This window comes from Salmonella sp. A7, assembly GCF_020181675.1.
Lineage (GTDB): Bacteria > Pseudomonadota > Gammaproteobacteria > Enterobacterales > Enterobacteriaceae > Salmonella > Salmonella enterica.
On record NZ_CP084001.1, the window covers coordinates 3,071,778 to 3,084,146 of the forward strand.

Here is a 12,369-nt window from a genome sequence, read left to right on the forward strand (position 1 = left end):
GCCGCCGTAATGCCTCAAGAATGCCGTTGTATATCGCCTTGTATTCACTTTACATCCCGGTAATGCAACAAAAGTAGAGCTTTTAAACGTTGCTACTATACGCGCGGGAATGAGGCTTGGGAATGGGGGGAAGTTAAGGGAGAGTAAAAATATATGGGCTTATGCAAGCCCCTATATTTTTAAGGAGGTTTCTTATTCACAAGAAGAAGAAAATCAGGCCGACGATAAGGACGATATCCGCAAGGAGCGGACAAAAAATCCCTTGCCAGTGTACGGATTCAGGGCGAAAACCCACGCCGTGGATTATGCCTGCGCAAACCGCCCACATCAGCAATAATCCGTGCCAGATTTCAAGCGTGCTGGTCCTGGCGGCAAACCGTGACGGGTCCCAGAACATACATCCTGCCAGCACTATCGCCATCACGAAGGAAAGCGCCCTTAACGGGCGCTTGTCCATTACCGCATACAGTTTTGCGATAATATGGGTCATTAGCTTTCTTCTTGACCGGTTTTACCCGCTTCAACGTGCTCAAGCGCCAGGGCGGTAATGATCCCGAATGCACAGGCAAGAAGCGTTCCCAGAATCCATGCGAAATACCACATTTTAAGCTCCTTACTTAGTACAGAGAGTGGGTGTTGCTTTCAATATGTTCTTTAGTGATACGACCGAACATTTTCCAGTAACACCAGCTGGTGTAGATCAGAATGATCGGTACGAACACCGCCGCAACCCAGGTCATCAGGTTCAGCGTCATCTGGCTGGATGTCGCATCCCACATGGTCAGGCTGGCATTCATCATCGTGCTGGACGGCATCACAAATGGGAACATAGCGATACCCGCCGTCAGAATAATGCAGGCCAGGGTCAGCGAAGAGAACAGGAATGCCCACGCGCCTTTCTCCATACGGGAAGTCAGGATAGTCAGCAGCGGCAGAACCACGCCCAGAGCCGGAACCAACCACAGGATCGGAGCATTATTAAAGTTCACCAGCCAGGCGCCAGCTTCACGCGCCACTTCTTTAGTCAGCGGGTTAGAGGCGGCATGATGATCAATCGCGGATGTCACGACATAACCATCAATACCATACATTACCCAAACGCCCGCCAGCGCAAAGCACACTAATGTCACCAGCGCCGCAATCTGCGAGGTGGCGCGCGCGCGCAGGTGCAGTTCGCCAACGGTACGCATTTGCAGGTAAGTCGCCCCCTGCGTGATGATCATCCCTACGCTTACGATGCCCGCCAGCAGACCAAACGGGTTCAGCAACTGGAAGAAGTTACCGGTGTAGTACAGACGCAGATACTCATCTACGTGGAACGGTACGCCCTGCAACAGGTTGCCAAAGGCCACGCCAATCACCAGCGGCGGCACAAAGCTACCGATGAACACGCCCCAGTCCCACATGTTGCGCCAGCGCGGGTCTTCAATCTTGGAACGGTAATCAAAACCGACCGGACGGAAGAACAACGACGCCAGCACCAGGATCATCGCCACATAGAAACCGGAGAACGCCGCAGCGTAAACCATCGGCCAGGCAGCAAACAACGCGCCGCCCGCGGTGATCAACCACACCTGGTTACCGTCCCAGTGCGGGGCGATAGAGTTAATCATAATTCGACGTTCGGTGTCGTTACGACCGAGGAAACGGGTGAGCATCCCCACCCCCATGTCGAACCCATCGGTGACAGCGAAACCAATTAGCAAAATGCCAACCAGCAGCCACCAGATAAAACGTAGTACTTCATAATCGATCATTTGACGACTCCTGTCTTAGCGTGCCGGCTGAGAAGTCACGGTGGACTGCTCAAAGTGATAGCGACCGGTTTTCAGGCTGCTTGGGCCAAGGCGTGCAAATTTGAACATCAGGAACAATTCTGCCACCAGGAACAGGGTATACAGGCCGCAAATCAGGAACATGGAGAACAGCAGATCGCCTACGGTCAGCGATGAGTTCGCCACGGCTGTCGGCAACACTTCGCCGATCGCCCACGGCTGACGACCATACTCGGCGACGAACCAACCTGCTTCAACCGCAATCCACGGCAGTGGAATACCGTACAGCGCCGCGCGCAACAGCCATTTTTTCTCACCGATGCGGTTACGAATCACGCTCCAGAAGGAAAGTGCGATGATCGCCAGCAGCAGGAAGCCGCACGCCACCATGATACGGAAAGCGAAGTACAGCGGCGCAACGCGAGGAATGGAATCTTTCGTCGCTTGCTGGATCTGCGCTTCGGTCGCGTCAGTCACATTAGGCGTATAGCGTTTCAGCAGCAGGCCGTAACCGAGATCTTTCTTCATGCTGTTGAACTGGTCGCGAACGGTCTGGTCGGTAGAACCGGCGCGCAGCTGTTCCAGCAGTTCATAGGCTTTCATCCCGTTACGGATACGCTCTTCATGCTGAACCATGAGATCTTTCAGGCCAATAACCGGCGTGTCCACGGAACGCGTAGCGATAATACCGAGCGCATAAGGGATCTGAATCGCCAGATGGTTTTCCTGTTTGTCCTGGTCAGGAATGCCGAACAGGGTAAAGGAGGCCGGAGCAGGTTGCGTTTCCCATTCAGCTTCAATCGCAGCGAGCTTGGTTTTCTGCACGTCGCCCATTTCGTAACCGGATTCGTCACCGAGTACGATAACGGACAGTACGGCAGCCATACCGAAGCTGGCGGCAATAGCAAAGGAGCGTTTAGCAAAGGCGAAGTCACGACCTTTCAGCATGTAGTAAGCGCTAATACCGAGGATGAACATCGCGCCGGTGACATAGCCGGACGCCACAGTGTGAACAAATTTCACCTGTGCTACCGGGTTCAGCACCAGTTCAGAGAAGCTCACCATTTCCATACGCATGGTTTCGAAATTGAAATCCGCAGCGATTGGGTTTTGCATCCAGCCGTTCGCTACCAGAATCCACAACGCGGAGAGGTTGGACCCCAGAGCCACCAGCCAGGTGACGCACATATGCTGAACTTTACTCAGACGATCCCAGCCGAAGAAGAACAGACCTACAAAGGTGGATTCGAGGAAGAAGGCCATCAAACCTTCGATGGCCAGCGGCGCACCGAAGATATCCCCAACATAGTGGGAGTAGTACGACCAGTTTGTCCCGAACTGGAACTCCATGGTCAAACCGGTAGCCACACCCAGAGCAAAGTTGATACCAAACAACTTGCCCCAGAACTTGGTCATATCTTTATAAATCTGTTTGCCGGAAAGGACGTATACCGTTTCCATAATGGCCAGCAGGAACGCCATACCGAGCGTTAGCGGCACAAACAGGAAGTGGTACATCGCGGTCAAGGCAAACTGTAAGCGCGACAGTTCGACTATATCTAACATCATGACTCCTTGCTCATCGCATGAAGACTCCGAGAGTGAACCCCGTTAGAAAGGGTCACACGCATGCCCCAATACAAATTTATTTGCGGCCTCTCATCGTACTATCCCCTCGGGAAGGAAACAGTAATGATGAAAAGTTACAAACATGTTAATAAAAAACCCAAATTGATCCCGCAAATATATTACGCCGTAAAACCCTTACAATAAACAGGTTTTTAGTGGGTCAGATTTGCTTTTTTCGACAGCGATCAATTTATGGCTAATCTATCGCTTTTCAGGGAATTTGATCACGGACAATTTAACCAGTTTTGATGCTCTTTTCCAACATTTAAATATTGATTAAAATCAATTTTTGAAGTTAATGTTAATAATGTTTATTCATTGAATGCATGGTGAATTTTTTGTTAACTTTTTGTTTTTGCAAAGAGTAATTTCAAACTCCCTGTAAAAAGAGGCTTATTCGGTAAGGCTAAACATTTTGTGCGTTTTTTACTGCCCCGCATCCCGTAAAAAACATTGCACATTGATGTTCAATTATTGCTAAATAGCTCACAGATTTTTTCTGTAGGTTATCAACACTTATTATTTTATACATTTAATCTATTTTTATTTTACTTATAATTAACACCGCAAAGAAACTATCTCATTGCACACGCGCCATCATCCCACCGGGATTACCCTGCCCCAACTTCCCTTTCCCGACGACTAACGGCCAGGATCATCTTGCCAGGTTATCGCCTTAATTATCGCTAATAAGCTTTCCAGATAGCCAGAAACAAACATTTTATTCGCTAATTTTTCTTTATTTCAATAACACCGTATTTGCCTCTCTATAATTATTATAGTGAAGATTCTGTTATCACCTTCACAGATTTACCCTCAATTTCTACGTCACTCATAGTGATAATTCTGTTTATTCGCAGCCATAAATACCCTTTAAACATGATTAATCACGAACGAATAGTGTCAATAAGTTCTTAATAATTTTTAAAGTTAACCTCTTTTAACCAGCAAAAGTTCATATAATTTATTAAACGATATCTTTAATACTTCAGGGAAATAATGCCGGTACTCTTATGATTAAAATAGCTGTTTTATTCTGCCATTAAACAAGCAGTCTGTGTAAGCGCGATACATCTGAGGAGACATGTAGTTCGCGCTCAGGCAAACATGCGCGGCCACAGAGTCAAGCGTCAATTTACTATAGAGGTTAGCGTCAACATAGTGTAATGCTGCAATGCGTTTTTTTCATGGCGGAAAGCGCATAATCCGTCTCCAGTGAGGTCGGCAGGTCTTTCACTAAGACAGCATCTGTATTTGCTGCAAAAGAGTTAACCGGCAAACTGAGTAAATTTACTGCCGCTGCCAGACGGTTATTATCAATTATTTTTAGACTCCACCATGTTTTTTAATGAGGCATTATTTTCCTATAGTTCAATATTTACAAAGCCAATAATTTTATATCCCGGATGCTTCACCCGCACTTTGCCACAAACAATAAAGCCATAAAAAAGGCCACCGTAAAGGTGGCCAACCATGTCGAAAACGGACATTTATCTGTTCCCGCAGGAACAGCGAGTTTTATTTTATAATTGCTTTCAGCGCTTCGCCGATATCGGCCAGGCTGCGAACCGTCTTCACGCCAGCCGCTTCCAGAGCAGCGAATTTCTCATCAGCGGTACCTTTACCACCGGCAATGATGGCGCCAGCGTGGCCCATACGTTTGCCTTTCGGCGCGGTAACGCCCGCGATATAGCCAACAACCGGCTTGGTCACGTGGTCTTTAATATAAGCAGCCGCTTCTTCTTCTGCGCTACCGCCGATCTCGCCGATCATCACGATCGCTTCAGTCTGCGGATCTTCCTGGAACAGTTTCAGGATGTCGATGAAGTTAGAGCCCGGAATCGGGTCACCGCCGATACCCACGCAGGTGGACTGGCCGAAACCGTAGTCGGTGGTCTGCTTAACCGCTTCGTAGGTCAGCGTGCCGGAACGGGAAACGATACCCACTTTACCCGGCTTATGAATGTGACCCGGCATGATGCCGATTTTGCATTCGCCCGGGGTGATCACACCTGGGCAGTTCGGGCCGATCATGCGTACGCCCGCTTCGTCCAGCTTCACTTTCACGGTCAGCATATCCAGCGTCGGAATACCTTCGGTGATGGTGATAATCAGTTTGATGCCTGCGTCGATCGCTTCCAGAATGGAGTCTTTGCAGAACGGCGCCGGGACGTAGATAACGGATGCGGTCGCACCGGTAGCTTCTACTGCTTCGCGCACGGTGTTGAACACCGGCAGACCCAGATGCGTGGTGCCGCCTTTGCCCGGCGTTACGCCGCCGACCATTTGCGTACCGTAAGCAATCGCCTGTTCGGAGTGGAAAGTCCCCTGGCTACCGGTGAAGCCCTGGCAGATAACCTTGGTATCTTTATTAATTAAAACGGACATTATTTCCCCTCCACTGCGGCAACAACCTGCTGAGCTGCATCCGTCAGACTTTTCGCTGCAATAATATTCAGGCCACTGTCAGCCAGTTTCTTCGCGCCGAGTTCGGCGTTGTTGCCTTCCAGACGCACCACCACCGGAACGTTCACGCCCACTTCTTCCACCGCGCCGATGATACCGTCGGCAATCAGGTCACAACGGACGATACCGCCGAAGATGTTAACCAGAACCGCTTTCACGTTGTCATCCGAGAGGATGATTTTAAACGCTTCGGTGACGCGCTCTTTGGTTGCGCCGCCGCCCACGTCAAGGAAGTTAGCCGGTTCGCCGCCATGCAGCTTAACGATGTCCATAGTGCCCATCGCCAGGCCCGCGCCGTTCACCATGCAACCGATGTTGCCGTCCAGCGCGACGTAGTTCAGTTCCCACTGCGCCGCCTGCGCTTCACGCGGGTCTTCCTGAGACTGGTCACGCATTTCACGCAGATCCGGCTGGCGGAACAGCGCGTTGCCGTCAGCGCCCAGCTTGCCGTCGAGGCAAATCAAATCGCCCTGCTTAGTGATCACCAGCGGATTAATTTCGATTAGCGCCAGGTCGCGCTCAAGGAAAATGGTTGCCAGGCCCATAAAGATTTTGGTGAACTGCTGCACCAGTTTACCTTCCAGACCCAGTTTGAACGCCAGTTCACGCCCCTGATACGGCATCGGGCCGGTCAGCGGATCGAGCGCGACTTTATGGATCAGATGCGGGGTTTCCTCCGCGACTTTTTCGATCTCTACGCCGCCTTCGGTAGACGCCATAAAGACCACGCGACGAGAACTACGGTCAACCACCGCGCCGAGGTACAGTTCTTTGCCGATGTCGGTCGCCGCTTCAACCAGAATCTGGTTTACCGGTTGGCCATTAGCGTCTGTTTGATAGGTCACCAGACGTTTGCCCAGCCAGTTTTCCGCAAAGGCGCGAATCTCTTCCTTGCTTTTTACTACCTTCACACCGCCCGCTTTGCCGCGGCCGCCAGCGTGAACCTGACATTTCACTACCCACGGGCCGGCACCGATTTTAGACGCGGCTTCTTCGGCTTCACGCGGAGTAGTACAGGCATAACCCACCGGCGCCGGTAAGCCATAGCGGGCAAAAAGTTGTTTTGCCTGATATTCATGTAAGTTCATGTGTTCTGTCCATCCTTCAGGTAATCGTTATCTTTAGACCTGTAGGCCTGAAAGCTGCGCGCCATCAGGCATTACACCATCGCCGGATGGCGGCGTGAACGCCTTGTCCGGCCTACAGGTAGCAGGTGATGCTCTTGCTGACTACACGTCCAACAGCAGACGGGTCGGATCTTCCAGCAACTCTTTGATGGTGACCAGGAAGCCCACGGATTCGCGACCATCGATCAGGCGATGATCGTAAGAGAGCGCCAGGTACATCATCGGCAGGATTTCTACCTTGCCATCCACCGCCATCGGCCTGTCTTTAATAGCATGCATTCCCAGAATCGCGCTCTGCGGCGGGTTGATGATCGGGGTAGACATCAGCGAACCGAATACGCCGCCGTTGGTAATGGTAAAGTTACCACCGGTCAGGTCCTCTACGGTCAGCTTGCCGTCGCGGCCTTTGACAGCCAGTTCTTTAATTTTTTTCTCAATGTCAGCCATGCCCAGCGTATCCACGTCACGCAGGACCGGCGTGACCAGGCCGCGCGGCGTAGACACCGCCATGCTCACATCAAAGTAGTTGTGATACACCACGTCATCGCCGTCGATAGAGGCGTTCACTTCCGGATAACGCTTCAGCGCTTCCACTACCGCTTTCACGTAGAAGGACATAAAGCCCAGGCGGATACCATGACGTTTTTCAAACACTTCGCCATACTGCTTACGCAAATCCATAATCGGCTTCATGTTGACTTCATTGAAGGTCGTCAGCATGGCGGTGGAATTTTTCGCTTCCAGCAGACGCTCGGCCACGCGCTTACGCAGGCGGGTCATTGGCACGCGTTTTTCGCCGCGCGCGCCCAGAGCGGGTTGTGCTGCAGGTTCAACAGCGGGTGCTTTAGACTCACCTTTCGCCAGATGTTTTTCCACATCTTCACGGGTCAGACGCCCACCCACACCAGTGCCTTTAATGGCGCTGGCTTCCAGATTGTGTTCAGCCAGCAGGCGACGGATCGCCGGGCTGAGCGCATCGTTGTTTTGTTCTTCCAGCGACGCCTGCTGGCGCTGTGCCGGCGTAGACGCTTTCTCTTCAGATTTCGCGCTGGTCTCTTTACCCGCGCTGTTGCCTTCACGCAGGCGACCCAGGATCTGGCGAGAGGTGACAGTCGTCCCCTCCTCTTCCAGAACCGCATCCAGAATGCCGTCCGCTGATGCCGGTACTTCCAGTACCACTTTGTCAGTTTCGATTTCTACCAGCACTTCGTCACGAACAACCGCATCGCCCGGTTTTTTATGCCAGGTGGCGACGGTCGCGTCCGCTACGGACTCAGGCAGGTCGGGAACAAGAATATCTACGCTACTCATTATTTATCCTTTATTTAATCGACGTTCAGCGCGTCATTAACCAGATCTTGTTGCTGTTTCTGGTGAACGGACATATACCCTACCGCCGGAGAGGCGGAGGCCGGGCGACCTGCATAACGCAGAGCGGCCCCAAACGGAATCACTTCACGGAAATGATGCTGACTGCAGTACCATGCGCCCTGGTTGAGCGGCTCTTCCTGGCACCAGACAAAATCATGGACGTGAGCGTATGGTTGCAGCGCTTCCTGCACCGCTTTATGCGGGAACGGATAGAGCTGTTCGATGCGCACGATAGCGACATCTTTCTGGTCGTTTTTGCGCCGTTGTTCCAGCAGGTCGTAATAAACCTTACCAGAACACATTACCACGCGTTTTACGGCTTTAGGGTCCAGCTCGTCAATTTCGCCAATGGCCGGCTGGAAGGAACCGTTCGCCAGTTCATCAAGCGTGGAAACCGCCAGCGGGTGACGCAGCAGCGATTTCGGCGACATCACCACCAGCGGACGACGCATCCCGCGCAGCGCCTGACGGCGCAGCATATGGTAGACCTGCGCCGGGGTGGACGGCACGCAAACCTGCATATTCTGCTCGGCGCAAAGTTGCAGATAACGTTCCAGACGCGCGGAGGAGTGCTCCGGTCCCTGCCCTTCATAGCCATGCGGCAACAGCATCACCAGACCGCACATCCGGCCCCATTTCTGCTCGCCGGAGGAGATGAACTGGTCAATCACTACCTGCGCGCCGTTGGCAAAATCGCCAAACTGCGCTTCCCAGATAGTCAGGGTACGTGGTTCCGCCGTGGCATAACCGTATTCAAAAGCCAGTACCGCTTCTTCAGACAGCACGGAGTCCCAGACTTTAAACTGTCCCTGACCGCTGTGAATATGCTGCAACGGCGTATACGTTGAGCCGTTCGTCTGGTTGTGGATCACCGCATGACGATGGAAGAAGGTGCCGCGACCGGAGTCTTCCCCGGACAGGCGCACCGGAATGCCTTCATCGACCAGCGTGGCGTAAGCCAGATTTTCCGCGCCGCCCCAGTCAAACAATTTCTCGCCTGCCGCCATTGCCTGACGGTCGCCATAAATTTTCGCCACGCGAGACTGCATTTCAATGGCTTCCGGCACGGTGCTGATACGTTTTGCCAGCTCCTGCAGGCGCTTCATTTCTACCTTGTTCGGGTATGCTTCATCCCATTCGTGGTTTAGATACGGCGACCAGGTGAACGAGTGCATATTCATCGGACGCCACTCTTTCACCACGCATTCGCCTGCATCCAGCGCATCGCGATAGAGGTTGACCATTTCGGTGGCATCTTCCAGCGTTGCGACCTTATCAGCTTCCAGTTTGTCGGCATAGATTTTACGCGGCGTCGGATGCTTTTTGATTTTCTGGTACATCAGCGGCTGGGTTGCGCTTGGCTCGTCGGCTTCGTTGTGGCCGTGACGGCGGTAGCACACCAGATCGATGAACACATCGCGTTTAAAGGTATTACGGAAGTCCAGCGCCAGACGGGTCACAAAAGCTACGGCTTCCGGATCGTCCGCATTGACGTGGAAAATCGGTGCCTGGACCATTTTACCGATATCGGTGCAGTAAGGCGTTGAACGCGCATCCAGTGGGTTAGAGGTGGTGAAGCCCACCTGGTTGTTGATAACGATACGTACCGTACCGCCCACTTCGTAACCGCGCGCTTTCGACATGTTCAGAGTTTCCTGAACCACGCCCTGGCCGGTCACCGCGGCGTCGCCGTGAATAGTGATCGGCAACACTTTGTTGCTGCTCGGTTCGTCCAGTCGGTCCAGACGGGCACGCACGGAGCCCATCACCACCGGGCTCACAATTTCCAGATGCGATGGGTTAAACGCCAGCGCCAGGTGAACCAGACCGCCTTCGGTTTCGATATCTGACGAGAAGCCCATGTGATACTTCACGTCGCCGGTACCCAGATGCTCTTTATGCTTACCGGCAAATTCGTCGAACAGATCCTGCGGTTTTTTACCCAGTACGTTGATCAGCACGTTCAGGCGACCGCGGTGCGCCATCCCCAGCACCACTTCGCGAGTGCCGCTGTTACCCGCATGGCGAACCATCTCTTTCAGCATGGGTATCAGCGCATCTCCCCCCTCGAGCGAGAAACGTTTCGCACCGGGGAATTTGGCACCCAGATAACGTTCCAGCCCTTCAGCGGCGGTCAGTTCGTTCAGGAAGCGTTTTTTCTCGTCAGCGCTAAAGGCCGCACGACCGGATTCGATGCGCTGTTGGATCCAGCGTTTCTCTTCGGTGCTGGTGATGTGCATATACTCAGCGCCAATCGGGCCGCAGTAGGTCTGTTTGAGCGCGTCGAGCAGCTCGCCCAGCTTCATCGTCTCTTTGCCGCTGGCAAAGGAGCCGACATTGAAGGTTTCCTGGAAATCGGCCTCGGTCAAATCATGGAAAGAAGGGTCCAGATCCGCCACACGTTCTTGTTTCCAAAGACCCAGCGGATCGAGGTTTGCATGCTGATGGCCACGGAAACGATAAGCGTTGATAAGCTGCAGGACTTTAACCTGCTTCACATTGGTGTCAGGGTCGGAAATCGTAGAAGAGTGACGTGAGCCAGCCAACGCCTGCCGCCGGAAATATTCACGTGTTTTTGAATGGAGTTGATCCGGTTTGACTCCGGTACCAGGTAACTGCTGGAACGTCAAACGCCAGTTAGCGTCTACCGAGTCAGGATCGGTTAAGAAGTCTTCATAGAGCTGTTCTATCCAGCTCTGATTCGAACCAGAGAGGTAAGAAGAGTCCAACCAGGCTTTCAAAGCGCTGTTCTGCATCGTGATCCCTTAAGCATCTTTTCTGCTTATTTAATACTCTAAATAGGTCACGTTTCAGGAAGGCGGCAAGCTTGCGAATCCCTGGGAGCTTACATCCAGTAAGTGACCGGGGTGAGCAAGTGCAGCCAACGCACATGCAACGTGATCTATGACGAGTATTTCGCCGTGGATACTAACCACGCATACGCTGTATGCGTGCCGGGGTTCACTTGTTGCGGACTGTCGTGTCATCTGCGTCCGCTAAGGAACCTTTAAAAACTGTCTAATAATCTTCGCTGTTCAGGCTACGACTGCGTTGCGGCCTTCGCTCACTCCGGTCACATAGTTAACTATGCTCCCGAAGATTCGTTCAGACCGCGCCTTGTCTCGCTCTGAACATCTCGATTATTACTAATCATATGGCAGTTTTTAGAGGTTTCCTGCACTTCTATTGCCTGATGGCGCTGCGCTTATCAGGCCTACGGGATTGCGCCTGTAGGCCGGATAAGACGGTACGTCGCCATCCGGCAACCACTACAACTACTTACGCACTACGCTGCAACAGCATCGACTTAATATGGCCGATAGCGCGCGTCGGGTTCAGTCCCTTAGGACATACACTGACGCAGTTCATAATGCTGTGACAGCGGAATACGCTGAATGCATCGCTCATCCCTTCCAGACGACTGTCAGTCTCGGTATCACGACTATCGATCAGGAATCGATACGCCGCGAGCAGCCCCGCCGGACCGATAAACTTATCCGGGTTCCACCAGAATGACGGGCAGGATGTTGAGCAACAGGCGCAAAGAATACATTCATACAGCCCATCGAGTTTTTCACGCTGCTCCGGCATCTGCAGATGCTCACGAGCCGGTGGATTTTGCCCATTATTCAATAAGTAAGGCTTAATCTTCTCATATTGTGCGTAGAATTGCCCCATGTCTACCACCAAATCGCGGATCACCGGCAAACCGGGCAGCGGGCGAATCACAATCTTCTTACCCGGCTGAGTCAGCGCCGAAATAGGGGTAATACAGGCCAGACCATTCTTACCGTTCATATTCAAACCATCAGAACCACACACGCCTTCGCGGCAGGAACGGCGGAAAGAAAGGCTTGGATCTTTTTCTTTAAGCTGGATTAACGCATCCAGCAGCATCATGTCACGCCCTTCTTCGCCTTCCAGGGTGTAGTCCTGCATACGCGGAGCGTTATCGACATCCGGGTTATAACGATAAATCGAAAATTCGAGTTTCATCATCC

The 12,369-nt window shown here is 52.3% G+C and carries 9 protein-coding genes; all 9 read right to left on the reverse strand.

The genetic code is table 11. From position 1 onward, the window contains the following. Positions 1–196 precede the first annotated feature (196 nt). The 9 genes from ybgE to sdhB all read right to left on the reverse strand — a co-directional run bounded on the left by ybgE (position 197) and on the right by sdhB (position 12,364). Positions 197–490, reverse strand: coding sequence for a cyd operon protein YbgE (ybgE, locus tag LCS67_RS15125; protein ID WP_000148790.1), 294 nt, complete (start codon positions 488–490; stop codon positions 197–199). Next, on the reverse strand, positions 490–603 hold the full coding sequence (gene cydX / locus LCS67_RS15130; protein WP_000270278.1) for a cytochrome bd-I oxidase subunit CydX: 114 nt from the start codon (positions 601–603) through the stop codon (positions 490–492). Before cydX ends, ybgE begins: the two co-directional genes overlap by 1 nt. 14 nt (positions 604–617) lie before the next feature. Continuing rightward, positions 618–1,757, reverse strand: coding sequence for a cytochrome d ubiquinol oxidase subunit II (gene cydB / locus LCS67_RS15135; RefSeq protein WP_000568258.1), 1,140 nt, complete (start codon positions 1,755–1,757; stop codon positions 618–620). 15 nt (positions 1,758–1,772) lie between these two features. Beyond that, positions 1,773–3,341 carry a cytochrome ubiquinol oxidase subunit I gene (cydA, locus tag LCS67_RS15140; RefSeq protein ID WP_000884375.1) on the reverse strand — a complete coding sequence of 523 codons (1,569 nt, stop codon included), beginning with the start codon at positions 3,339–3,341 and terminating at the stop codon, positions 1,773–1,775. A gap of 1,581 nt (positions 3,342–4,922) precedes the next feature. Then, a complete protein-coding gene (gene sucD / locus LCS67_RS15145; protein WP_000114631.1) occupies positions 4,923–5,792 on the reverse strand; it encodes a succinate--CoA ligase subunit alpha in 870 nt (289 codons plus the stop codon). Further along, positions 5,792–6,958: an ADP-forming succinate--CoA ligase subunit beta gene (sucC, locus tag LCS67_RS15150; protein WP_001048590.1), complete on the reverse strand. Its 1,167-nt coding sequence runs from the start codon at positions 6,956–6,958 to the stop codon at positions 5,792–5,794. The genes sucD and sucC overlap by 1 nt, the downstream gene beginning before the upstream one ends. Positions 6,959–7,099: 141 nt before the next feature. Then, a complete protein-coding gene (odhB, locus tag LCS67_RS15155) occupies positions 7,100–8,308 on the reverse strand; it encodes a 2-oxoglutarate dehydrogenase complex dihydrolipoyllysine-residue succinyltransferase (protein WP_000099858.1) in 1,209 nt (402 codons plus the stop codon). A 14-nt stretch (positions 8,309–8,322) separates the two neighbouring features. Next, positions 8,323–11,124, reverse strand: a complete 2,802-nt coding sequence (gene sucA / locus LCS67_RS15160; RefSeq protein ID WP_001181500.1) for a 2-oxoglutarate dehydrogenase E1 component — start codon at positions 11,122–11,124, stop codon at positions 8,323–8,325. A gap of 523 nt (positions 11,125–11,647) precedes the next feature. Next, positions 11,648–12,364, reverse strand: coding sequence for a succinate dehydrogenase iron-sulfur subunit SdhB (gene sdhB / locus LCS67_RS15165; RefSeq protein WP_001537859.1), 717 nt, complete (start codon positions 12,362–12,364; stop codon positions 11,648–11,650). Positions 12,365–12,369 lie beyond the last annotated feature (5 nt).

What these genes read in the sequence shown, in the direction of transcription:
- ybgE (WP_000148790.1), bottom strand. Translation starts at nt 490, where the DNA reads ATGACCCATATTATCGCAAAACTGTATGCGGTAATGGACAAGCGCCCG.
- sucA (WP_001181500.1), bottom strand. Translation starts at nt 11,124, where the DNA reads ATGCAGAACAGCGCTTTGAAAGCCTGGTTGGACTCTTCTTACCTCTCT.
- cydB (WP_000568258.1), bottom strand. Translation starts at nt 1,757, where the DNA reads ATGATCGATTATGAAGTACTACGTTTTATCTGGTGGCTGCTGGTTGGC.
- sucC (WP_001048590.1), bottom strand. Translation starts at nt 6,958, where the DNA reads ATGAACTTACATGAATATCAGGCAAAACAACTTTTTGCCCGCTATGGC.
- odhB (WP_000099858.1), bottom strand. Translation starts at nt 8,308, where the DNA reads ATGAGTAGCGTAGATATTCTTGTTCCCGACCTGCCTGAGTCCGTAGCG.
- sucD (WP_000114631.1), bottom strand. Translation starts at nt 5,792, where the DNA reads ATGTCCGTTTTAATTAATAAAGATACCAAGGTTATCTGCCAGGGCTTC.
- cydX (WP_000270278.1), bottom strand. Translation starts at nt 603, where the DNA reads ATGTGGTATTTCGCATGGATTCTGGGAACGCTTCTTGCCTGTGCATTC.
- cydA (WP_000884375.1), bottom strand. Translation starts at nt 3,341, where the DNA reads ATGTTAGATATAGTCGAACTGTCGCGCTTACAGTTTGCCTTGACCGCG.
- sdhB (WP_001537859.1), bottom strand. Translation starts at nt 12,364, where the DNA reads ATGAAACTCGAATTTTCGATTTATCGTTATAACCCGGATGTCGATAAC.